This is a genomic window from Flavobacterium sp. (genome assembly GCF_031411595.1).
Classification (GTDB): Bacteria; Bacteroidota; Bacteroidia; order Flavobacteriales; family Flavobacteriaceae; genus Flavobacterium.
Genome location: NZ_JANOBI010000052.1, coordinates 34,438 through 56,964, shown reverse-complemented (window position 1 = coordinate 56,964; position 22,527 = coordinate 34,438). Strand labels below are relative to the sequence as shown.

General features: G+C 36.2%; 20 protein-coding genes. 7 read left to right on the top strand and 13 right to left on the bottom strand.

The window, feature by feature from the left end:
• The first annotated feature begins 16 nt into the window (after positions 1-16).
• The gene (locus RMO03_RS12260) at positions 17-1,888 is read left to right on the top strand and encodes a sulfatase-like hydrolase/transferase (protein WP_309642395.1); all 1,872 of its coding nucleotides are present in this window, start codon (positions 17-19) and stop codon (positions 1,886-1,888) included.
• 6 nt (positions 1,889-1,894) lie between these two features.
• The gene (locus RMO03_RS12255; protein WP_309642394.1) at positions 1,895-3,751 is read left to right on the top strand and encodes a glycosyltransferase; all 1,857 of its coding nucleotides are present in this window, start codon (positions 1,895-1,897) and stop codon (positions 3,749-3,751) included.
• On the opposite strand, the gene RMO03_RS12250 is transcribed toward RMO03_RS12255, so the two are convergent.
• Positions 3,752-4,516 (bottom strand): lipopolysaccharide kinase InaA family protein, encoded by a 765-nt coding sequence (locus tag RMO03_RS12250; protein ID WP_309642393.1) that lies wholly within the window; start codon positions 4,514-4,516, stop codon positions 3,752-3,754.
• 171 nt (positions 4,517-4,687) lie between these two features.
• On the opposite strand from RMO03_RS12250, the gene RMO03_RS12245 reads away from it, so the two are divergent.
• Positions 4,688-6,538: a DUF3413 domain-containing protein gene (locus RMO03_RS12245; RefSeq protein WP_309642392.1), complete on the top strand. Its 1,851-nt coding sequence runs from the start codon at positions 4,688-4,690 to the stop codon at positions 6,536-6,538.
• A gap of 67 nt (positions 6,539-6,605) precedes the next feature.
• On the opposite strand, the gene RMO03_RS12240 is transcribed toward RMO03_RS12245, so the two are convergent.
• The 6 genes from RMO03_RS12240 to RMO03_RS12215 are packed head-to-tail and all read right to left on the bottom strand — an operon-like array spanning position 6,606 to position 12,459.
• Complete coding sequence (locus RMO03_RS12240; RefSeq protein ID WP_309642391.1) at positions 6,606-7,472, bottom strand: hypothetical protein; 867 nt, start codon at positions 7,470-7,472, stop codon at positions 6,606-6,608.
• Positions 7,473-7,480: 8 nt separating this feature from the next.
• Positions 7,481-8,314: a glycosyltransferase family 2 protein gene (locus RMO03_RS12235; RefSeq protein WP_309642390.1), complete on the bottom strand. Its 834-nt coding sequence runs from the start codon at positions 8,312-8,314 to the stop codon at positions 7,481-7,483.
• 10 nt (positions 8,315-8,324) lie between these two features.
• Complete coding sequence (locus RMO03_RS12230) at positions 8,325-9,305, bottom strand: glycosyltransferase family 61 protein (protein ID WP_309642389.1); 981 nt, start codon at positions 9,303-9,305, stop codon at positions 8,325-8,327.
• The gene (locus RMO03_RS12225; protein WP_309642388.1) at positions 9,298-10,590 is read right to left on the bottom strand and encodes a glycosyltransferase; all 1,293 of its coding nucleotides are present in this window, start codon (positions 10,588-10,590) and stop codon (positions 9,298-9,300) included. The genes RMO03_RS12230 and RMO03_RS12225 overlap by 8 nt, the downstream gene beginning before the upstream one ends.
• Before the next feature lie 37 nt (positions 10,591-10,627).
• Entirely contained in the window at positions 10,628-11,758 is a 1,131-nt protein-coding gene (gene rffA, locus RMO03_RS12220) for a dTDP-4-amino-4,6-dideoxygalactose transaminase (RefSeq protein WP_309642387.1), read from the bottom strand.
• The gene (locus RMO03_RS12215; RefSeq protein ID WP_309642386.1) at positions 11,755-12,459 is read right to left on the bottom strand and encodes a GNAT family N-acetyltransferase; all 705 of its coding nucleotides are present in this window, start codon (positions 12,457-12,459) and stop codon (positions 11,755-11,757) included. The genes rffA and RMO03_RS12215 overlap by 4 nt, the downstream gene beginning before the upstream one ends.
• A 153-nt stretch (positions 12,460-12,612) precedes the next feature.
• On the opposite strand from RMO03_RS12215, the gene RMO03_RS12210 reads away from it, so the two are divergent.
• The 4 genes from RMO03_RS12210 to RMO03_RS12195 all read left to right on the top strand — a co-directional run bounded on the left by RMO03_RS12210 (position 12,613) and on the right by RMO03_RS12195 (position 16,610).
• Positions 12,613-13,179: an L-threonylcarbamoyladenylate synthase gene (locus RMO03_RS12210; RefSeq protein ID WP_309642385.1), complete on the top strand. Its 567-nt coding sequence runs from the start codon at positions 12,613-12,615 to the stop codon at positions 13,177-13,179.
• The gene (locus tag RMO03_RS12205; RefSeq protein WP_309642384.1) at positions 13,179-14,606 is read left to right on the top strand and encodes an HD domain-containing protein; all 1,428 of its coding nucleotides are present in this window, start codon (positions 13,179-13,181) and stop codon (positions 14,604-14,606) included. The genes RMO03_RS12210 and RMO03_RS12205 overlap by 1 nt, the downstream gene beginning before the upstream one ends.
• 166 nt (positions 14,607-14,772) lie before the next feature.
• Entirely contained in the window at positions 14,773-15,795 is a 1,023-nt protein-coding gene (locus RMO03_RS12200) for a COX15/CtaA family protein (protein ID WP_309642383.1), read from the top strand.
• Positions 15,796-15,836: 41 nt separating this feature from the next.
• Complete coding sequence (locus tag RMO03_RS12195) at positions 15,837-16,610, top strand: CDP-alcohol phosphatidyltransferase family protein (RefSeq protein ID WP_309642382.1); 774 nt, start codon at positions 15,837-15,839, stop codon at positions 16,608-16,610.
• A 93-nt stretch (positions 16,611-16,703) separates the two neighbouring features.
• On the opposite strand, the gene RMO03_RS12190 is transcribed toward RMO03_RS12195, so the two are convergent.
• The 6 genes from RMO03_RS12190 to RMO03_RS12165 form a co-directional block, all read right to left on the bottom strand.
• Positions 16,704-17,459: a LytTR family DNA-binding domain-containing protein gene (locus tag RMO03_RS12190; RefSeq protein ID WP_309642381.1), complete on the bottom strand. Its 756-nt coding sequence runs from the start codon at positions 17,457-17,459 to the stop codon at positions 16,704-16,706.
• Between the two features lie 22 nt (positions 17,460-17,481).
• Positions 17,482-17,790, bottom strand: a complete 309-nt coding sequence (locus tag RMO03_RS12185) for a 2TM domain-containing protein (protein WP_309642380.1) — start codon at positions 17,788-17,790, stop codon at positions 17,482-17,484.
• A gap of 2 nt (positions 17,791-17,792) precedes the next feature.
• Positions 17,793-18,104 carry a 2TM domain-containing protein gene (locus tag RMO03_RS12180; RefSeq protein ID WP_309642379.1) on the bottom strand — a complete coding sequence of 104 codons (312 nt, stop codon included), beginning with the start codon at positions 18,102-18,104 and terminating at the stop codon, positions 17,793-17,795.
• Positions 18,095-19,435, bottom strand: coding sequence for a histidine kinase (locus RMO03_RS12175; RefSeq protein WP_309642378.1), 1,341 nt, complete (start codon positions 19,433-19,435; stop codon positions 18,095-18,097). The genes RMO03_RS12180 and RMO03_RS12175 overlap by 10 nt, the downstream gene beginning before the upstream one ends.
• A 26-nt stretch (positions 19,436-19,461) precedes the next feature.
• Positions 19,462-20,085 carry a hypothetical protein gene (locus RMO03_RS12170; protein WP_309642377.1) on the bottom strand — a complete coding sequence of 208 codons (624 nt, stop codon included), beginning with the start codon at positions 20,083-20,085 and terminating at the stop codon, positions 19,462-19,464.
• Between the two features lie 160 nt (positions 20,086-20,245).
• Positions 20,246-22,408 (bottom strand): TonB-dependent receptor, encoded by a 2,163-nt coding sequence (locus RMO03_RS12165; protein WP_309642376.1) that lies wholly within the window; start codon positions 22,406-22,408, stop codon positions 20,246-20,248.
• Positions 22,409-22,527 lie beyond the last annotated feature (119 nt).

Genomic DNA, 22,527 nt, shown 5'->3' with positions numbered 1-22,527 from the left:
AATTTACCTATCAAACATGAATAACCATCATAGTGTATTGAAAATTCTAATTCGAAGAATTGTTGTCATCTTCTTTATTTATCAAGCTTGCAGGGTTTTATTTATTCTTTTCAATAAAAGTTATTTCCCCAATCTTACGCCAAGTATTTTTTTTGGTGGCGTGATCTATGATTTGTCGGCGATTGGTTATATCAATTTGCTTTTCATATTACTGCATTTAATTCCGGGCCATTTCAAATACAAACCCAATTATCAAAAAGGATTGAAAATTGCTTTTTTTGTGGTCAACATTATTTTCATTGCGACCAATTTTGTTGATTTTGAATACTTTAAATTTACGGGAAGAAGGAGTTCATTTGGTTTGATTACTGCCAAAGGAATGGAAAATGAAATTGGAGGTCTAATTCCTTTATTTTTAATAAATTACTGGTATTTACCTGTTGGATTCATACTGATTTCAATACTGATTTGGAAACTGCTTTCGAAACCCAGAATAGTGATTCAAGAAAAAATTTCTCCAAAACAAATCGCTCAAGAATCTATGGTTTTGGTGATTGCTTTGGGATTTGGTTTTTTGGCGGCGCGTGGTGGTATTCAAGAAAAACCCATACGAATTGTCGATGCGGTCAATTACACATCCATCGGAAATACTGCCGTTGTTCTCAACACACCGTATAGCATTTTAAAAACTTTAGGAAGCAAAGAAACGTTGGTCGACCCTAAGTTTTACAGTAAAAAAGAACTTGATCAAATCTTCAATCCGGTTATAACAAGCAGCCCAACTGGAGCTCCAACCAAAAAAAATTTAGTGATTATCATACTAGAAAGTTTCGGCGATGAAAACATTCATCGCGGTTATTCACCATTTTTAGATTCCCTCATCACCAAATCTTACTATTTTAAAAATGGTTTTGCCAATGGAAGAGTTTCTATTGATGCGGTTCCATCTACCATGTCGAGCATTCCGAGTTTGATGAATACCCCGCTGATTTCGTCGGGATATTCTTTAAATGAAGTGTATGGTTTACCTAAAATTTTGAAGAAGCAAGGTTATAATACTTCTTTTTTTCACGGCGCATTCAATGGCAGTCAAAACTTTGATCAGTATTCTAAAGTGGCCGGTTTCGAAAATTATTACGGTAAAAATGAATACCCAAAGGAAGGTGCGTTCGATGGTTCTTGGGGCATTTTCGATGAAGAGTTTTTACAATTTTTTTGCGACAAAGTGACTGCATTTAAATCGCCTTTCTTTGCATCTATCTTTACCATTTCATCGCACATTCCTTTTACAATACCCGAAAGATATGCCGGAAAGTTCCCGAAAGGAACTACAGAAATTCATGAAAGCATTGGTTATACTGACTATTCATTGCGGCAATTTTTCAAAAAAGCTAAAACGCAAGATTGGTATAATAACACTTTATTCATTTTCACTGCCGATCACACTTCATCTTCAGGTACTGGAAAATACACCACAAATGTTGGTAAATTCAGAATTCCGATTTTCTTTTTCGATCCGTCGAAACCCGAATTTCATGGTGTAATCGAAAAGAATTTTCAACAGATTGATATTTTACCCAGCGTTTTAGATTACTTGAATATCAAAGACACGGTTGTAACATACGGAAAATCATATCTTTCAGATAAAGACTTCGTGGTTTCTTATATCGACAACGTCTACAATTATATTCATCAGGATTATTATTTGGCTTTTGATGGTACAAAATCGATTGGATTGTTTAATTTTAAAAAAGATCCGTTATTCAAAGACAATCTATTAAATAAAGCGCCGCAAATCCGAATCAGTATGGAAAAATTCATTAAAGCCTACATTCAATCTTTCAATGAAAGAGTCAATAATAATCAACTTATTGTAAAGCCAAATTAGTCATTCATGAAAATTCTTGTAATTCAACAAAAGATGATTGGCGACGTTTTGGTGAGCAGTATTATCTGCAACAACCTTAAAAAAGCTTACCCGAATGCACGAATTGATTATTTGGTCTACGAATCGACTACGCCTGTTCTAGAAGGCAATCCGAATATTGACAACCTTATTTTATTTAAAAAAATCCATCGAAAAAGCAATATCGCTTTTATGAAATTGGCTTGGCAAATCCGTCAAGAGCATTACGATTTGGTGATTGATGCGTATTCAAAATTAGAAAGTTGGATTTTTGTACTTCTAAGTGGAGCCAAACGTCGTATTTCCTATAAAAAACCCGGAAGAAGTTTCTTATACACTGACAACCTTCCTTTCACTTCTTTTCCAAAAACCAATTTAGGTTTGGCAATAGAAAGACGACTTTCACTACTAAAACCATTGCACTTAACCATCGAAATCGATCCGTACCCGAAACTTTATGTGACCGAAGCCGAAAACCAACAAGCTTTGGCATTGTTTCGAGAACATGGTTTGCAAGAAAATCGCAAAACGGTGATGATTAGTCTTATTGGTAGCGAGCCGTCGAAAACCTATCCGCTCGATTATATGGCGCAAGTGGTCAACCAAATTGCCGAAAACCACAACGTTAATATACTTTTCAATTATTTTCCGAAGCAAATCGACTTGGCAAAGAAAGTCTATGCACTTTGTTCAAAACCTACACAGGAAAAGATTTATTTTGATTTATTAGGCGATGATTTGCGTTCGTTTATTGCCATTATGAACCAATGTGATATGATTGTTGGTAATGATGGCGGAGCAATCAATATTGCGAAATCTTTGCAAAAACCGGCATTCATTATTTTTTCGCCTTGGATAGAAAAGAAAGTCTGGGCTACATTTGAAGACGGCATCCATCAAACATCGGTGCATCTTAAAGAGTTTCATCCTGAACTTTTGGCCGCATACACTGAAAAAGAACTCAAAGAAAAGACACCCGAATTATACCAGTATTTTATACCTGAACTATTCCGTGACGTATTGAACGAATTTCTCGACACGAACCTCACAGCAAGTTATATTGAATCGACGTTGAACATAGTACAGGTACGATTGCCACTAAGCGCGCTGATTATCACTTACAACGAAGAAAAACACATCAAAGAAGTATTGCAAGATATTGATTTTGCTGAAGAAATCATCGTTATCGATTCCTTTAGTAAAGACAATACGGTTGCGTTGGTGAATGATTTCGAAAAGGTAAAATTGATTCAAAACAAATTCGTGGATTATAGTTCACAACGAAATTTCGCCATCGAATGTGCTAAAAACCCATGGATACTTTTTATTGATGCGGACGAACGATTTACGGAAGAACTCAAAGAAGAAGTCATCGAAACCATCCAAAAACCAGATGCATCAAGTGCTTATTTGTTCTATAGAACTTTCATATTTGAAGACAAAAAACTGAATTTCAGCGGCTGGCAAACCGATAAGATTTTCCGCCTTTTCCAGAAAGACAAAGCCAAATATGTTACCGAACGATTGGTGCACGAAAAACTCACGGTTGATGGGAAAATTGGCAAACTCAAACACAAACTGATTCACTTCTCCTATACCGATTACGAAACTTACAAAAGTAAAATGGTAAGCTACGGAAAGCTCAAAGCCAAGGAAGAATTTGCAAAAGGCATCCGTCCGAATTTTTATCATTTCTACTTGCATCCAGCGTACAAATTCCTGTATCAGTTTATCGTGAGACTAGGATTTCTTGACGGTAAAAAAGGGGTGATTGTTTGTTATTTGAATGCATTGAGCGTAGTAGTACGATATGAGGAACTCAAAAAAATGCGTTCAAATAAGTAACTATTTTCTAAACAAAAAGCGTTTTTTAAACTTGATTTTCTGTTGAAATTTCTTTTGAAAATCATCCGTATAAAACCACATACTTTGCATGATTTCTGATTCCGTTTTGGCTGAGTACAGTTTGGCATATTCATTACTCATCAACACAACCATGTCTTTTTTAGGCGTCAGATGCGATAGGTTTTTCATGCGGGTTTCGAAGTTCAAATGGTCATGAAAATTCATTCGATTCAAATCGACCAAGTAAAATTCGTATTGCCCATTTTCCCTTTTTTTAATCAAGGTATTGCCTGGTGAATGATCTAAAAACTCAATGCCTTTCTCATGCAATCGAAACGAAAACTGTACAAACTGGCGCAAGATATTTTCCGCATCGGGATAATCCGGAATTTCTACCAATTCGCGATAAGTCAAATCTACGGCAAGATGTTCACTCACATAATAGCTGTTTCCAAAACCTAAAAACGTGCGTTTTTCGAAGTAAGCAATGGGTTGTGGCGTCCCGATTCCGTTTTCTAAAAGGCGAGTCGCAAATTCGAACGAACGCTTGGCTTTCGATTTTCTAAAGAACTGATAAGCGACACGATTGATGATATTCGGAACTTTGAATGACTTGATATTGATGGTCATATTACCCAATTCAAACAGCTTAATTTTATTGCGCTCGCCATCAACGAAAACCGTTCCCGAAGTATTGAAGTTCTCAATATATTCGATTAGCGTGGGTTTAAAGCTTTGAAATTGGGAATGAATCTTTAAGTGCATCAATACGTTTATCTGGCAACAAAAGTAGGTATTGCATTATATTTTTCCAATTTAATCGCTACTTTTACTGCAGGTTGCTATCGATTTAACGCAAAAATAATGATTATCATATAGTAGCCTTCTGAAAATTAGACCATTAATTAAAATTGATTTGCCAACAATTTGAATACTATGCAGCAAACCCATACGCCATTTATCAAACAACTTTATTTGGTCTTTCTTTTCAATCTTGTCATATTACTCTTCATTGCATTACAATACATCAATTTTCTAGAAAATATTGACGGCTTTTTTCTGAAGTTGTATTTAGCCATTACTACGGCAAGCCATTTCTTTTTAATTGGGGTTTTGCCGTTGTTATTGAGCTTGCTGATTTATTATTTGACGAAATCGAGTAAAGTCACTCAAGGTATCAACATCGTGCTTTCCACTTTTATTTTGGTTGTTGTCAAACTTGATGCGGTGATTTTCGAACAATTCCGCTACCACATCTCGCCTATCGTTTTAAAATTGGTTTTTGGAAAACGTTCTACTGATATCTTCCAATTTTCAGCAACCAATATTGTAATGGCTGTGCTTTTCATCATCGTTTTATTGGGATTGCAATTTCTTTTCTTTTATCTATCGAAAAAAATCCTTTCGAAAAAATCGAATGTGAAAGTCAAACCTACCATTATGGTATTTTTGCTTTGTATGCTGACAAGTCATTTGGTTTATGCTTGGTCGGATGCCAATTACTTTCGTCCGGTAACTCAAATCAAAAATGTATTTCCAGTTTTTTATCCTTTGACTGCTGACGGTTTGATGATGAAACTCGGTTTGGTAGATTTAGAAAAAGCCAAACAAAACGAAAAAATGCAGACGCAATCGACTACCAATACGATTCAATATCCATTAAAAAGCATTGTTTCTGAAAGCCTTACACCCAAAAAAAACATACTCTATCTCGTGATTGATACTTGGCGCAATGGTTTCATGAATGATCAAATCACGCCCAATATTGCGGCATTTTCGAAACGATGTCAAGTGTATACGAATCATCTAAGCGGTTCGAACATGACAACCGGTGGGATTTTTTCTTTGATTTATGGCATTCCGGCTACTTATTTCGACACGTTCACGGGTCAGGAAGTTGCCCCTGTTTTGATCAAGGAATTGCAAAAGCAACAATATCAAATGCAGGTTTTGAGCAGTTCAACTTTAGAAAATCCGCCGTTCAATAGGAATGTATTTGCAGGAATTCCAAATTTGAGATTGAATTCTAAAGCAGAAAGAGCTTCCGCCCGCGATATCGAAATCAATGATTTATGGCTCCAAAATTTTGACAAAATCAACCAAAAACAGCCGTTCTTTGGGTTTTTATTTTATGATTCCGCACACGGTTTCGACTATCCTAACGATTACAAACTGGCTTTCAAACCAACATTAGAAGGCGTGAATTATTTAGAGTTGGACGACAATTACAATCCAGCTTTGCTGATCAACTGCTATAAAAATTCACTGCATTTTATTGACAGCCTGATTGGAAAAGTGTTGCAACAGCTCGAAGCAAAAGGCACTTTAGACAACACGATTATTGTCATAACATCGGATCACGGACAAGAATTTAATGACAATAAAAAGGGTTATTGGCAGCATGGTGGAAACTTTTCAGATTATCAAATTCATGTACCGATGATGATTTTCGATGCTTCGAAACCGGCAAAAACTTACAACCAGCAAACGTTACACTATGACATTGCACCTACCATTATGCAACATTATTTGGGTGTAAAGAACGATGCGGCTGATTATAGCTTCGGCCATGATTTATACGATCCGATTACAAGAACGAGTTTTATTTGTGGCTACAACCAACGCTACTCCATTATTGAAAAGAAACAGATTACAAATATTTATCCATCCGGGCTTTTTGATGTGACGGATCAGCAGCTCAATTCGCTTGATGATGCGCATATCAATTATGATTTGGTCGCTAAGGAAATGAAGACGATGAATCGGTTTTATAAGTTGAAGAAGTAAAATTATGTGGAATCGTTGATTTGGCAAGAACGATTAAACGATTCCACAGTTAAACGATTAAACGAATTCAGCGCTTAAACAAAAATTTAAACCACTGTCCAAAATTCCGCAACATCAAATGCGACTTCGTAATCTTTAAATTCTTCGAAGTAGCTACGTAGTTTTTGATTTCTTCAATCTTTTTGGTTGGGAAATAACTCAGTGTTTTCCAGCGTTTGGGTTCGATGTAATAAAAATCCGTCATCGTTTGGTAATTCGTTTCGTCGACGGCAATCCATTTGTTTAAGAAGTCTTTGTGCACATCAACGTTGTGTCCCCAATTTTCGAGTTTGAAACGCAACTGCGCTTCGGTTCTAGCTACCGATTCATGCAGAACAATACTATCGAGATAAATGACTCTTTCATTGGTTCTTCGCGCGACTTTGTAATTCGGATAATTGGTGGCAAAAGCGGCTTTCATCGGTTCATCAATATATAAAATGCCGTTGGCAGTGTATTTAAATATAATCGCCCAAAAAGCAAAAATCTGGATTTTATTGTTTTCCGGATCGTCTAAATAGGAATCATATTGCCTTAAATCGGAAACGAACTTTTTGAAGTCGATAAAGTATTCATCAGAATCCACTTGAATCAACCAATTGCCAATGCCCATTTTCTGTGAAAGCATCGTACGTTCACGCGTATCATTTTCAATTGTTGAAAGCTCCGGAAGGTAAAAATCGCCTTCATAGATTTCTATTTTATGTTGCGTATCGAATGCTTTAATCCATTCATAAAAACCAGGATCGACATCAAATTTTTGGCCTTTCCAAGTTCTTGAATCTTTGTCTTTGGCTAAAAATATGCGATCGGCTTCTTCATAAACCGGCGGCAAAGAGAACTTCAGGAGTTCATAATCATACGATAACAAAAAACCTACGTGAATTTTTTTCATGATTAACTTTAGTCTTTGGGTGTTGCTTTAGCCATTTTTGGTAAAAAAAACAAGAGCATGCTCATCGTTGCTTTTAAAATCTTGTAAGCAATCTTTTTACTTTTAATGTATTGAAATTGCAAATATCTTTTGGAGTTGAGTTCATTAACATCCTTGTAATCATCAACAAATGCTGGGAAAAATTTTTCCATGGATTGTTTTTTTTCTTTCAAAAGCAAAGCAGCGAATTTGGGATTGGACGAAATTCCGGTGAAATCATACATGGCAATTGTCTTTTTCAAATATTTGTACGGGACATTTGCATAACATATTACATACACAAAAAACTCCCAATCAGATGCTATTTTATAATCTTCATTATAATAAAAATACTTTTCAAAAAGCGATCTTCTGATGAACGTAGATTGATGATTAATGCAACTGTGGTAAAAAAACGAAAATTTGAGTTCCTCAGGATAGGTTTTCAGTCTTTTAGAATTCGGGCTTATCTTATAGTTATCGCCATAATAAATATCGAATTCGTCGGTTAACATCGGCGCTATTTCTTCGAGAAGTTTGTCGTTGTAAAAGTAATCGCCGCTATTCATGAAAATAATAAAATCGCCCTTAGCAGCTTTAATTCCTTTATTCATTGCATGATACACGCCTTTGTCGGATTCGCTTACCCAATAGTCGATTTGGTTTTGGTGTTCCTCAATCAATTCTTTCGAACCATCGGAACTTCCGCCATCGATCACGAGAAATTCAAAATCCTTGAAAGTCTGGTTCAACACGCTTTCGAAAGTTTTCTGCAAACCCGCTTTGTCGTTGTATGTGATGGTGATGATCGATACTTTTTTCATGATGATGCGATTAATTCAGGATTTTTTGCAGTTCCGTTTCCAATTTATTGACGTCGACTGTGATGTCGGCCGTATGCGTAGTTGTTGAAGTTCCCGTATTGGTAAGGTAATAATACTCGTGATTTAAATCCGAAGCCAATGAAAAAAAACAATTCAAACGCGATTCGGTTTCATTTCGCAGCTCTACTATTTTCGCGTTCTTGGGCATGAATAACATATTGGTCAGTCCGGCACCGTGAATGCTCATCAGTATCTTAGTATCCTGCATGATTTGTATTTGCTGGGCTAAAGTATAGTCTTCAAAAAAATGGATTTCAAAATGATGCTTCAATAAAACCGCAATCACTTCTTCTTCATTGGTGACTTTTCTTCGATTGGCTTTTTGCCTGCTGATATAAATATATTTCGACGGCTGCTTATCGCTGTCGATAAACCGGTCTCTGACCTGATTAATTAATACCTTATCGTAATTACCAGTAATGCCTATTTTGGGCGTTAGGATTAGGTTATTGAAATGAACATTTTTCTTTTCAAGAAAAGTATAGGAAACGCCCAATAAATCCAATGACTCAGAAATGTATTTGTATTTTTTATGAGCATGTGGAAGCACAATCACATGCCCTTTGATGTATTCTTCTGCAATTAAAATCCGCGAGATTACATCGGCAAACCAATGGAAATATTCTTTGCTCCAATTATCCGTAACCCAAACGGCTTGGTCTATCGTTTGGCTTTTATGGGAATAGTAGATCAGTCGCGCCAGTAAATTGATAAGCGGTTTCTTAAGAACGAAGCAGTAGTCATCATAGAATTTGAAATGGCGCTTGTCGAATAACGTATCTTTTAGATAATCGATATTTTTGAGAAACAACATCGATTTTTCTTTATTGGTATGCTTCAAATCTCCTTCGAACAGGCACAAATCTTCCTGCTTAAAATTGATGGGCAATTTTCGGTGGCATACTTGTTCGGGATATTGGATACTATTCATTTAATAATGTTTTCATTAATGAAGCACCATATTCAAGCGAGGAATTTTCTTGTATCTGATCCACGGCATTTTTTGAGTAAATGTTATATTCCTCCGGACTTAGGCTAAAAATGGTTTTGATGCCACGCGCTAAATCTTCCGAATCCATTAAAGTTGCTTTATAGCCATTAACTCCAGTGATCACCAAATTATGCACGACGCCCATATCGAAACCGACAACTGGCGTGCCACAAGCCATAGCCTCAGAAACCATCATCGGTCCTGAATCTTCGACGGATGAATTTACAAAAACATCTACAGCTTGATACAGTAATGACAATTTATTGTAATCTTTTATATAGTCAAGTTGTGTGATTTTGAATGGAATTTCATCCTGAATTTGCACAGGCTTGCTCGAAACAATGATGACATTGATTTTATCTCGGGCTTCAATACTAAGTTCTTTGTGTAAAATTTCGAGGCTTTCTAATAAATACCGAAACCCTTTACGCAACTCATTAGCATTTTGACAACCCATCAAAATATAGAATTGATCATGCTCTAAATTAAAAACATCTTTGGCTTCATTTTTACCGGAAGGTTTCATAACACTGGTGTCAATCAAACTATTGATATTGATGATATTCTTTTGATTCTTGTATATTTTTGATTGTCTGGCTTGATGCAATGTCCATCCTGAGCCAGCGATGATTTCAAAATTTCCTTGCTGCGCATTGTTGAATTTGATTTCAAAATTCGTTTTGGCCAAATCTTTAAAATGGGAATTCAAAATTGCGGGACAAGTCGAACAACCTTCAATATAACCATTGCAATCCCATGCATAATGGCAACCTCCGGTGAAGTGATTCATATCAACCGTAATCGTGTAGACTTTTGCCTTACTGAATTGTTGCAAAAGCAATATTTCTGATGAATTGATGAATCCCGATGTCCAGCCCGCGAAAATAACATCAGGAACAAATCCTACTTTGTCGAAGAATTTTTGCGGCGATAGATTTACCGATGATTCCTCTTTGGCATAAAAATGATATTTCTCGTCGAGTCGGATTTTATATTTTTTCTTGTTTAATTTTTGAATAATCTTAAAGAAAATAGAATGCTTTGGTCTTTGTTTGTTTTTGAATGGCACAATAAAATCGTCGGCCTTTGTTTTTTCTTTGACAACCATAGCAATCTGATGCCCTTGGTTCTTTAAAATATTCGAAAGTTTGTAGATATATTCAGCCGCTCCGCCATGATCATAGGTTACTAACAAGACTATTTTTTTGGGTTTTATGTTTTCCATCAGTATTTGGGTTATGATGCTGTGCAGCGCTTCAACTTTACTTATTCAAAATTATAGAAACAATCCGATCTACTTGTTCTTCAGACAATTCAAAATACATCGGCAAACGCAACAAGCAATCGGTATACAAATCGCTCCAAACAAGTGCTTCGCCTTGGTATCTGTCTTTATAAAATTCGCTTTTATGCAAACTCAAATAGTGGAAAACCGATAGGATATTATTTTGTTTGAGCCTATCAATGCATGCGGTTCTCTCTTCAATGCTTTTGAAAACAATAAAAAACATATGCGCATTATTGGTCGCAAAAACAGGGATTTTAGGTAATCTAAAAATATCATTTTCAAAACCTTTGAGCCCGGCGTAATAGCGCTTCCATAGTACAATTCTTTTGCTCTGAATAGCATCTAATGCCTCCAATTGCGCCCAAAGAAATGCCGATATAATTTCAGATGGCAAAAATGAAGAACCCGTATCAACCCAGCCGTACTTGTTGATTTCACCTCTGAAAAATTCAGCCCTATTGGTTCCTTTTTCCCAAATAATCTCGGCTCTTTTAACAAATCTATCATCATTGATTGCCAACATTCCGCCTTCTCCTGAAATGATATTTTTCGTTTCATGAAATGAAAAAGCCGAAAGATGTCCAATCGAACCGAGTGCTTTCTTAGTTCCATCGCTGAAAGTATAATAGCTTTCTATGGCTTGCGCCGCATCTTCGATTACGATAAGATTATATTTGTCGGCCAACGCCATAATGACTTCCATATCACAGGCAATACCCGCATAATGCACCGGAACTATAGCTTTGGTTTTGGAAGTAATCAACGATTCTATTTTAGAAACGTCGATGTTTGGGTTTTCGCGGCTCGAATCTGCAAAAATAATTTTGGCACCTTGGCGAATAAAAGCTAAGGCCGTCGATACGAAGGTATAGCTCGGAATGATTACTTCATCATCTTGATTGATGTTAGCAAGAATGGCTGCCATCTCAAGCGCATCGGTGCACGAAGTTGTCAATAAGCACTTTTTGAAATCATAGCGATTTTCAAAAAAATCCTGACAGAGCTTGGTATACTTACCATTTCCGGAAATTTTTCCTGTACTAACCGCATCTTCAATATACTGGGTTTCTTTACCTACTAAATAGGGTTTGTTAAATGGTATCATAAATTCCAATAGTGATAAACAAATGTTCTTTCTTTAATTTCAAAACCTGCATTTTGATACAAACGCATGGCAGGCAGGTTGTTGAATTGTGTCACGACCTGAATGCTTTTAAAGCCTAACCGTTCTGCGATTTCGAATGAATGCTGCAATAATTTTCGTGCTATGCCTTTTCCTCTCGATGCTGCTGATACTGCCAACAGGCCAATATCGGCAAGCACATCACTTTTTTTATTCAAGGTTATAAACCCTAAAATTGTTTTGCTTTTGTTGGCTGCAACCAATACTTCAAAAGCGATTTTTTTATTGATTGACTGTTCGATCCATTCGGTGTACAATCTTTCATACTCGTTGTTTTTGAAATTTCCATCGATGTTGAACCTTGAAAATTCGCCACTTTCCAATGCGAGTTTTTTGATTTCATCTGAACTGTGGATGCGTTCGTCAAATGACTTGATGATTATACTATCGACATTTTCATTACTTTGATTAGTATCAAGACTTCTACCCAATACAACTTTATCATCCACTAATTTCAGCAAGCTATTGTCAATTTTCGTTTTGCTGAAAACATACACCAGTTTAAACGAGCGATTCGAATTCAAAAATGCCTCAGCATCAAAAGATTCATCGTCGCTACAGACCACTTTACCCACATTAAAATTAAAAAAATCACTGTCCCAATCTAGCCTTTCAACAACCATATTTTATTAAACCTTATATGCTGAGCCTTGCCCTATAGTATTTGTCTTTCATTGATGCAAAAAACAAATATACTTAAAAGTAACGCTTTTATGAATCTAAATTAGGCACTTTTTTGCTTTCAAATAAATATCTTTGCATCAAAATTTTATACGATGGATATCAATTCAGAAGTTCATAATGCCTACGAAGCAATCAAAAATGGCGGTATCATTCTCTATCCTACTGATACTGTTTGGGGAATCGGTTGTGATGCCACGAATGCTGATGCGGTTGCCAAAATATACAAACTCAAACAAAGAGCGGAAACCCAAAGTATGATTTGCTTGATGAATGGCGAAAAAATGATGTACAATGTTTTCAAAGAAATTCCCGAAGTCGCTTGGCAAATCATGGATTTATCTGAAAAACCAACGACTTTAATTTTAGATAATCCCCGAAATGTAGCTGCGAATTTAATCGCTGCTGACAAGACTTTAGGAATCAGAATCGTCAAAGAACCGTTTTGCTTTAAGCTCATGGAACGCATGAAAAAACCATTGGTTTCTACTTCAGCCAATATATCGGGGCAACCTACTCCCAATTCGTTTAAAGAAATCAGTCAAGAAATCATTGATGGTGTTGACTATGTTGTAGATTTGCACCGCGAAAAAGTCGGAGGAAAACCTTCTACTATTATTAAATTGACTAATGATTCGCAGGTAAAAGTGATACGTCGTTAATGAAAACCAATTACAAAGAAGCTTTACAACACCCAATTTTTGAAGTCGTTTCTCGTGCTTCTGAAACACTTAATATGCCCAGTTACGTCATTGGTGGCTTCGTGCGTGATTTGATTTTACAACGCGATTTCAAAAAAGACATTGATATTGTGGCCATTGGCAGCGGCATTGAATTGGCGCTTAAAGTCGCCGACTTGCTTCCGAACAAACCCAAAGTGCAAGTCTTCAAAAATTACGGCACAGCTATGCTTCGGTTTGAAGATACTGAAATCGAATTTGTGGGTGCGCGGAAAGAAAGTTATCATTTTGAAAGCAGAAATCCGGTAGTCGAAAATGGCAGTTTAGAAGACGATCAAAACCGACGAGATTTTACAATTAATGCATTGGCATTATCTTTAAATTCAAAAACTTACGGCGATTTACTTGATCCTTTCAATGGCTTACAAGATATCGAAAACAAAACCATTAAAACGCCTTTAGATCCCGATATTACTTTTTCAGATGATCCGTTGAGAATGATGCGTGCCATTCGTTTTGCCAATCAATTGGGATTTGATATTGAAGCGGATTCTTTGCAATCGATTGAACGAAATAAAGAGCGCATTGGCATAATATCTGGCGAGCGTATCGTTGAGGAACTCAATAAAATTTTAGCAACAGAAACACCTTCTGTTGGTTTTTTACTGTTATACAAAACCGGTTTGTTGCCACTTATTCTGCCTGAATTGACCGATTTGAACCAAGTCGAAGAAATTGAAGGGCAAACCCACAAGAACAATTTTTATCACACACTTGAAGTCGTTGATAATATTTGCAAAAACACGGATGATGTTTGGCTTCGCTGGGCAGCGCTGTTACATGACATTGGAAAAGCACCCACCAAACGTTTCAACAAAAAGCAAGGCTGGACGTTTCATGGGCATGAATTTTTGGGTGGCAAAATGGTTAAAAAAATATTCGAGCGTTTGCACATGCCGTTGAATCATAAGATGAAATTTGTGCAGAAAATGGTGGTGATGAGTTCAAGGCCCATTGTTTTATCGCAAGATTTGGTTACAGATTCCGCGGTGCGTCGTTTGGTGTTTGATGCCGGCGAAGATGTTGACAGTTTGATGACGCTTTGTGCTGCTGATATTACTACGAAAAATCCAGCGAAGTATAAGAAATACCATAGCAATTTTGAAACGGTTCGCCAGAAAATTGTGGAAGTCGAAGAACGCGATCATGTGCGCAATTTTCAACCGCCGATTAGTGGTGAAGAAATCATGGAATTGTTTCAGTTGAAGCCTTCACGCGAAATCGGAATTTTGAAAGAAGCGATTAAAGAAGCCATTTTAGAAGGCGAAATTGCAAATGATTACGATGCGGCTTATGCATTTATGATCAACAAAGCTAAAAAAATTGGGTTGAAGATTAACGATTGTTGATGGCTGCATTGGTTGAATTTAAAATAAATTTGCAACATCAATCAACTGCCCTAGCCCCGATAGAAGGGAAAATCCTTGGTATTGCGCCGTAAGCATCAAACAGATTGCTTCACTACGTTCGCAATGACAAGATTGGAATGATAGCGGGATTAAGCTCCTAAAAAAAATGAAAAAAGAAAATAAATCTGTAATTGTTTGGCTGCTTTCGGGCTGTGTTCTGGTTTTTATTATGGTTGTGGTTGGTGGCATAACTCGACTGACGAATTCGGGTTTATCGATGACCGATTGGCATTTGATGACCGACACATTTCCGCCGCTTACAGAAGCCAAATGGAACGAAACTTTTGAGCAATACAAGCAGTTTCCGGAATATCAGAAGATCAATATTCATAATGATTTTTCTTTGTCGGATTATAAATTTATTTATTTCTGGGAATGGTTTCACCGTTTGATTGGACGTGTGATTGGATTGGTTTTTATAGTTCCGTTTGTGTATTTTCTAATCAAGAAAAAGATTGACAATGCCACGCTTCAAAAGTGCTACATCCTTTTAGGAATGGGCGCTTTGCAAGGTTTCTTCGGTTGGTTTATGGTGAAAAGCGGCTTGGTTGACAACCCTGATGTGAGTCATTTTCGCTTGTCATTGCATTTGACTTTTGCCTTTCTAACTTTTGCCTATACGCTTTGGGTTGCTTTAGATTTGATGTATCCAGAACGAAAAGAAGCCGTTGTTTCGTTGCAGAAAATTGCGCGAATTGCTTTGGTTTTCTTATTGATTCAAATCATTTATGGTGGCTTTGTAGCGGGATTGAATGCTGGACTAATCCACAATCATTGGCCTTTGATGAGCGACGGACAATGGATGCACGACAGCGTTTCATTAGAAAAAGATACATGGTTATTGCGTTTCACAGAAGGCAAAAGCGGTGTTCAATTTGTGCACCGAACCATGGCTTATGTTGTCGTTGGATTGATTGTGTTTTTATATTTTAAAAGCAGGCAATATTCGCTTTCGACACAACAAAAAAACGGATTGATCGGCTTGATTTTTATTGTATTACTACAGTTTTCATTAGGCGTTTTTACGTTGCTTTATAGTGTGCCTTTATGGCTTGGATTAACGCATCAGGTTATGGCTTTTTTTTTATTAGCAACCATGACTTTTACTTTACATCGATTATCAAAATAAAAACAGACTATATTGTCGCAGTTCATTTGAGTCACTAATACATGTCCAAACTCGAAGTTCAAGATCAATTTCTTGATTTATCAGATTACGGAAGACCTTTCGGTAAATTTCTTGCTAATCAACTAAAAAATACGCGTTTTACGCCAGTTCATGTTACATTGCTTTTCGGTATAAGCGGTTTGATAGCGATGTATTCTATTTTACAACATCAGTATTTTCTAGCTGGATTTTTTATCATTTTAAAATCCGGAATTGATGCCGCAGATGGCGAATTGGCAAGGTTAAAAAAGACACCTTCATATTTCGGCAGGTATTTAGACAGTGTGTTTGACATTGTCTTGAATTTCGTTTTGCTGATGACCATTTGCTATGTTTCTAAAACCACAATTGAAATGACGCTATTGGCCTTTATCGGTATTCAAATGCAAGGAACGCTATACAATTATTACTATGTGATTTTAAGAAACAAGTCGATTGGAGGTGATGGCACAAGCAAGGTTTTCGATTACAAAACACCTAGAGCATTGCCTGGTGAAACCCAAAGATCAGTCGATATTTTGTTTGGAATTTATTTTTTATTTTATGGTGTTTTCGATAAAACCATTCACTTTTTAGATTCGAATGCCTATAAGGTAAAAACGTTTCCGAATTGGTTTATGACATTGCTTTCATTGTATGGATTAGGATTTCAATTGTTGATTATTGCTTTGATGTTGTCCTTGCATTTGATAGAGTATATCATTCCTTTTTTTATTGTGTATACCGTTTTTATTTTTGTTTTAATTGGCATTCGAAAAACAGTTTTTAAGCTATGAAATCGTCATAGAGATAATCTATATCGATTATTTAAAAATCTAAAAACGAGTAGTTTATACTAATTTACTTTATTACATCAATTAAACTAAAATCTAGCCAATCCAAGTTTTGAAATCGTTGACTTTTTCGCGACTTACGATAACTTCGTCTTCTTTATAAGTGGGTAAAATGACTTTCAATCTGGAGTTGCTGTAGAGTTGAATTTCCTTAATTCCTTTCATCGGAATGATAAATTTTCTACTGACGCGATAGAAATGTTGCGGATCTAATTCGGTTTCCAATTGTTCTAATGTCGTATCCAAAAGGTAATTTCGATTGTCGAAAGTATGCAAGTAAGTGCCTTTGTTTTCGCTGTAAAAACATTCAACCTCATCAATGGTAATCATTTTTAATTGCTGCCCCATTTTGATGGTGAATCGTTTCTTGTAAACTCTGTCGATTGGGTTGATGAGCATTTTCTTAATCATTTCAAAATCTAATGATAAATTAGACGCGCTACTGTTTCTGGCTTTAAATTTTTGGACGGCTATTTCCAAATCATCTTCATCAATCGGTTTTAATAAATAATCGATGCTGTTGAGTTTAAAGGCACGCAACGCATATTCATCATACGCGGTCGTAAATATTACAGCGCTTTTGATATCGATACTTTCAAATATTTCAAACGACAAACCGTCGGAGAGTTGGATGTCGAGAAAAATCAAATCGGGATGCATGTTGTTTTGAAACCAATCGATTGATTCTTCAACGGAATGCAACATCGTATTGACTTGCAAACCTAGTTTTTCTACTTTGCGTTGCAACAATCTTGCGGCTGGTTTTTCGTCTTCAATAATGATAATATTCATGCGTGTGTACTTTTGTGAGCTATTATTCCCATTTGTTGTTTTTCTCTTGATCCATCAATTGTTTGATTTTTTTCTCTTCCCAATTTTTACCCAATAAAACAGTTGGCAAGAAAACCGAAAGTGCGTGTCCTAATAATCCGATGCCCCAAAAGAATACTGTCGTGAAGTTATGCCAATGAAAATAACTTTCGCCGGCTTTGAGGTTTTGAATATTGACAATAATAATCATAATATTAACTACAATAAATACAATCAAATGCGTATAAAAACCTTTAATTTTTTTGACTCTTTTTAGCGCTTCCTGATACCGTATTTCGTCTAAATTTTCCATAGTTATTCGTATTTTCTCTTGTTTTTTTCTTCTTCCATAAATGCTTTTATTTTTCTTTCTTCCCATTCTTTATTAAGGAAAGGAAACCAATTGAAAACTTTCAAAGCGTGACAAAAAACACCTATTCCCCAGCCCAACATCGACCAAAAAAACCATAAATAATCGGGTGTGTATTTTAAATTGACATAAATCAAAACCATCATCACTAAGATAAAAGAAGCCAAATGACTGTAAAATCCTTTAATTTCGTCGACTTGCTTTCTTGCGTTTTGATATCTTTCGAAATCATTTTTATTTTCCATGACTATTTCCATTTAGTATTTTGACTGTTTTGTTTGTTTAGAATTTCCTGAATTTTCTTTTCTTCCCATGTTTTTCCGTATCCAAAAGTTTCAAAAGCATGAAAACAAACGCCCATACCCCAACCCATCATCGGGAACCAAAACCATTGAAATCCACCTGAATTCAAATTGATAATGGCTAGAATCGGAATCACAGTACAGTAAGAAGCCAAATTTCCATAAAATCCTTTTAGCTTTTCTACACGATCTTTAGCTTTGGCATACGCGTTGTTTTCATTAAAAATATTTTGTGTATCCATAGTGACAATTTGTTTTGTTAGTATTGGAATTTTAATTTTAAAATAATTGGCGTGCTCTTCAATCAGCACTTTTCTTTCTGAGATTAAGGCATAACGATTGACAATATTCTGCAAGCCAACGCCTTTTCTGTCCTGCAACACTTCTTTAATTTGGAGATTGTTTTCAACGATAAGATAATGATCGACAATATCAATTTTGATGTGTAAAGGCTTTTGTTCGCTAACCACATTATGCTTGATGGTATTCTCTAATAACAACTGCAATGAAAGCGGAACTACTTTGGCTTCATCGTTATCAAAATCTTCGGGCAATTCGTAACTAATGCTGTTTTCGAAGCGCATTTTGAGTAAGTTCATGTAGGTTTTTGCGAAAGTCAATTCCTCTTTCACAGTCACTAATTCCTTGTCTTTTTGTTCTAAAACATAGCGATAGATTTTCGACAATGACGTGGTGAATCGTTGGGCGTTTTCAGGGTTTTCTTCTATCAATGAACTCAAAACATTCAAACTATTGAATAAAAAATGCGGATCGATTTGGTTCTTTAAGCTTTCAAATTGCGCATTGGCGTTGCCTGCAATAACTTTTTGTTCTTTGACTTTACTTTCATTGTATGCTTTGTAGAAATGAAAAGCGTGAAATGATAGTGTTACTATAAAAGTCAAAATTATCGCCACTAAGTAATTAGATAAGCTTTCTTTGTTTAAGAATTCTGCAAAAGTCCTTCCTTCGATCAAGACATCTTCAAAGATGCGAAGTAAAAAAATCACAAAAACGGAAATCAAAAAAGAAAATACAAAGCCAATAATAATTCTCTTTTTGGCAAACCTTTCAGTGGCAAATATTGTATCTAAATAAAGAAACAAGAAAGCGTTCGCGAAATACAATGAAAGTCCATAGAGCATGGTGTAGCCGAAGTTGGTCAACAAACCGTAATCGAGGGCAATGGTATTTCCTGTTATCAATCGGATTAGCAACAATACCAAGAATATCAAAACTGATATTACAACCGCTCGTGGAACTTCCTTAATCAATCTATTAATCATTTCTTTGTTTATTTGGATTCAAGCCATTATTTCGCGCATTCTTTTTGAGCTTCTAAAGCTCGATCTAAACCCCATTTAGGAGAAAAAGTTGTTTCGGGTTTAAACTTGCCAAAAAGTTCAATAGCTCTGTTAATTTCAGCACACATCGGCTTGGTATCCGTTCCGAAGTATTTGGCGCCACCGATTTCGTATTCCGCTTTTCCAAAAACAGCTCTCGGATTTTCGGGTGCTAATGCTTGTGCTTTGCTATACAATTCAATCACTTTACCCGAATATTTCATACCATTGGTTATCGGATCGTAAGCTACCCATCCTGTGTAAATCATAGCTTGCATCACCAATATTTCGGCGTTGTTTGGATCTTTCGCCATTTCAACATCCAAAGCATTTTGCGCTTTGTTTAAAACGGCGTTGACCATTTCTTTGTCTTTCATGCCAAACGAAGCAGTGGTATTGACTAAAGCTACATAATAATTCGGTAACCAACTCCCTTTTTCCGCTGCTGCAATTCGTTCGAACATATCGGAAGCTTCTTTACTTTTTCCTTCTTTCCAAAGTGAGAATGCTTTGCCCATGCCTTCTTCAAATTTGCCTTGTGCTTGTGTTAAGCTTGATGCTAAAATCGCTAGTACTAAAATTACTTTCTTCATGATGTTTATTTTTTAATTGTTTTAAATTCTTGAACAAACTTAAGTCGTTCGTTGATGGTTTGAAATTTATAGTTACTGAACTGTTGGTTTTTTGGGATGAATCGGTTTTTGGATTATTAGATTATTGGATTTTTAGACAACTTAGATTCGAATAATCCGTCTACAAGTTATTCAATTGATTGTCTTTCTTGTTGTCGCTGATGGTCCAAAAGAAACCTACGAAGAAAAAGCGGTCTGCAGTTGGCGTGATTTCCCTTCTGTTGTAGACGTTATTGGTTTTTTCATTCGCATATTCATATCCAAAAATGTTTTGTGTTCCTAAGATATTCGATACCGAAAAATACAAAATCTTTTGTTGTGTAAGCAGATACGCCCAATTGAAACTAAAGTTGCTGAATGATTTGGTTTTTTCATTCATGAACTCATTGGTATTCAATTCGCTTTTGTTTGGGTTGTTGTATGGTCGCCCTGAACTAAACGATTGCGTAAATCCTATTTGTGATTTCCAATCTGAAATCCAGTATTTGGTTACTAACGATAATGTGTGAGTCGCCACGAAACTTGGCGTTGCAGCCACAGGAAAGTTTTTATAATCTCTTTTGGAATCGATGAAGGAATACGAAATCCAATATTCTAAGTTTTTAACAGTGTAACCATCGCGCCAAAACAAATCCAAACCTTTCGCATAACCGCTTCCATCGTTAGCATATACTGAATTGGATTGCGCAGTTTGAGTATTGTATTGAATCAAATTGCGATACTCTTTGAAATATGTTTCAGCTCTAAATGTCTTTTTATTTTTACTGTATTGGAAGTTCAAAATATAATGCGCGGCGTTTTCATTTTCAAACGAATGGTCTTTCGCATACTTGATGTAATTCGCATTTGGCGATTGAGAAAACTGCCCATACGCCAACGAAAACTGAGCATATTTCGCCACTTTATAAGCCAAAGAAATTCTCGGTGACAAGCTAGTTTCTTTAAGCAAATCATTATTCGACAAACGAACGCCCACTTTAGCCGCTAATTTTTTCGAAAAGAAAATATCGGCTTCTGTGTATAGTGCGGCAATACTAGAATTATAATCGCCAACGCCAAATTGATTATAATGCTCATCAAATTGTGTGATGAAATAATCGGCACCAAAAGACAATTTGAACCGATCTGAAAAGCTTTTTCTGAGTTTTAATTTCAAATGCGCGGCGTTTTCGGTATTCTTTAATTGGTTCAAATCTAATTTGATGTTATTATGCCCGTAACCAAAACTCAATCCTGAAGTAATCTGCCACTGGTGTCCAAAATTACCTTTGTAAGAAGTGTTTACATAAAGATTTCTGTTGTTCAAATTGACTCTGGTTTTCTCTACGGTATTGATGCTTTCTTGATTCAAATCAAATCGAGATGCATCAAAAGCGGCATACAACTTAAAAATACCACTATTGAAATTATAACGGTAAACCGATTCACCCGACAACGATTGAAAAGGTTTATTCCAATCAACATTCTGAGGAATGGCCAGTTGATAGGGTGCTAAATCAATATAAGTTGTGTTCACACTCAAAGAACTTTTTTTCCATTTTTGTGTATTGCCAATCCCTAAACCAACGGTCATTATAGCAATATCGGTTTTATTTTGATCAGGTTCGTCTTGCGTATTCAATAAAAGTACACTCGACAAAGCTTCGCCATATTCTGCAGAATAACCACCGGTTGAAAATGAAATACCACTAAACAAAAAAGGTGAAAATCGCCCACGTGTCGGCAAATTATTAGTCGATGCGTCATAAGGCTGTGCCACGCGAATACCATCAACAAAGGTTTGGGTTTCGTCTGCTTCACCGCCACGGACAAACAATCGGCCATCTTCACCGACATTATTCGTTCCTGGTAAAGTTTGCAAAGCTGCAATAATATTGCCTGCAGAACCTGCTGTAGTAACAATGTCTAATGGTTTCAGCACTGAAACGCGCGCTTTATCACCCGATTCCATAGTTCCGGCAGTGACGATAACGGCATCTAACGAAGTGACACTTTCTCGCATCTTGATGGTTCTGTCTTTAAAATCAGCAACATCAATCGCCAATTTGACCGTTTCAAACACCAAATAACTCACGACTAAAGTTTGGTTTCCGGTGATGGTAGTCTTGAATGAAAAGTCGCCTTTGTCATCGCTAGAACCACCGTCATAAGTGCCTTCGATATAAACATTAGCACCGACAACCGGTTTTCCTTTTTGATCTAGTACTTTTCCTGAAATCAAATTTTGTGATGAAAGTAATGTGGTAAACAATAAAAGTGTCAGTAGAAAAAAAATGGTTTTCATAGTGGTTGTTTTATGCGACAAATCTATTGTAGTGACATCAACTGTAAAACAATTAATCACTGAGTTGTAGATTTTTTAGGATGAATTGTAAATCTTAGAATGAAATTTCAACTCATACT

Coding starts and splice junctions, on each gene's coding strand:
- RMO03_RS12165 (WP_309642376.1), bottom strand. CDS start 22,408: ATGAAAACCATTTTTTTTCTACTGACACTTTTATTGTTTACCACATTA.
- RMO03_RS12230 (WP_309642389.1), bottom strand. CDS start 9,305: ATGAATAGTATCCAATATCCCGAACAAGTATGCCACCGAAAATTGCCC.
- RMO03_RS12240 (WP_309642391.1), bottom strand. CDS start 7,472: ATGAAAAAAATTCACGTAGGTTTTTTGTTATCGTATGATTATGAACTC.
- RMO03_RS12175 (WP_309642378.1), bottom strand. CDS start 19,435: ATGATTAATAGATTGATTAAGGAAGTTCCACGAGCGGTTGTAATATCA.
- RMO03_RS12195 (WP_309642382.1), top strand. CDS start 15,837: ATGTCCAAACTCGAAGTTCAAGATCAATTTCTTGATTTATCAGATTAC.
- RMO03_RS12255 (WP_309642394.1), top strand. CDS start 1,895: ATGAAAATTCTTGTAATTCAACAAAAGATGATTGGCGACGTTTTGGTG.
- RMO03_RS12210 (WP_309642385.1), top strand. CDS start 12,613: ATGGATATCAATTCAGAAGTTCATAATGCCTACGAAGCAATCAAAAAT.
- RMO03_RS12180 (WP_309642379.1), bottom strand. CDS start 18,104: ATGGAAATAGTCATGGAAAATAAAAATGATTTCGAAAGATATCAAAAC.
- RMO03_RS12205 (WP_309642384.1), top strand. CDS start 13,179: ATGAAAACCAATTACAAAGAAGCTTTACAACACCCAATTTTTGAAGTC.
- RMO03_RS12235 (WP_309642390.1), bottom strand. CDS start 8,314: ATGAAAAAAGTATCGATCATCACCATCACATACAACGACAAAGCGGGT.
- RMO03_RS12225 (WP_309642388.1), bottom strand. CDS start 10,590: ATGGAAAACATAAAACCCAAAAAAATAGTCTTGTTAGTAACCTATGAT.
- RMO03_RS12200 (WP_309642383.1), top strand. CDS start 14,773: ATGAAAAAAGAAAATAAATCTGTAATTGTTTGGCTGCTTTCGGGCTGT.
- RMO03_RS12190 (WP_309642381.1), bottom strand. CDS start 17,459: ATGAATATTATCATTATTGAAGACGAAAAACCAGCCGCAAGATTGTTG.
- RMO03_RS12185 (WP_309642380.1), bottom strand. CDS start 17,790: ATGGAAAATTTAGACGAAATACGGTATCAGGAAGCGCTAAAAAGAGTC.
- RMO03_RS12260 (WP_309642395.1), top strand. CDS start 17: ATGAATAACCATCATAGTGTATTGAAAATTCTAATTCGAAGAATTGTT.
- RMO03_RS12245 (WP_309642392.1), top strand. CDS start 4,688: ATGCAGCAAACCCATACGCCATTTATCAAACAACTTTATTTGGTCTTT.
- RMO03_RS12170 (WP_309642377.1), bottom strand. CDS start 20,085: ATGAAGAAAGTAATTTTAGTACTAGCGATTTTAGCATCAAGCTTAACA.
- RMO03_RS12215 (WP_309642386.1), bottom strand. CDS start 12,459: ATGGTTGTTGAAAGGCTAGATTGGGACAGTGATTTTTTTAATTTTAAT.
- RMO03_RS12250 (WP_309642393.1), bottom strand. CDS start 4,516: ATGCACTTAAAGATTCATTCCCAATTTCAAAGCTTTAAACCCACGCTA.
- rffA (WP_309642387.1), bottom strand. CDS start 11,758: ATGATACCATTTAACAAACCCTATTTAGTAGGTAAAGAAACCCAGTAT.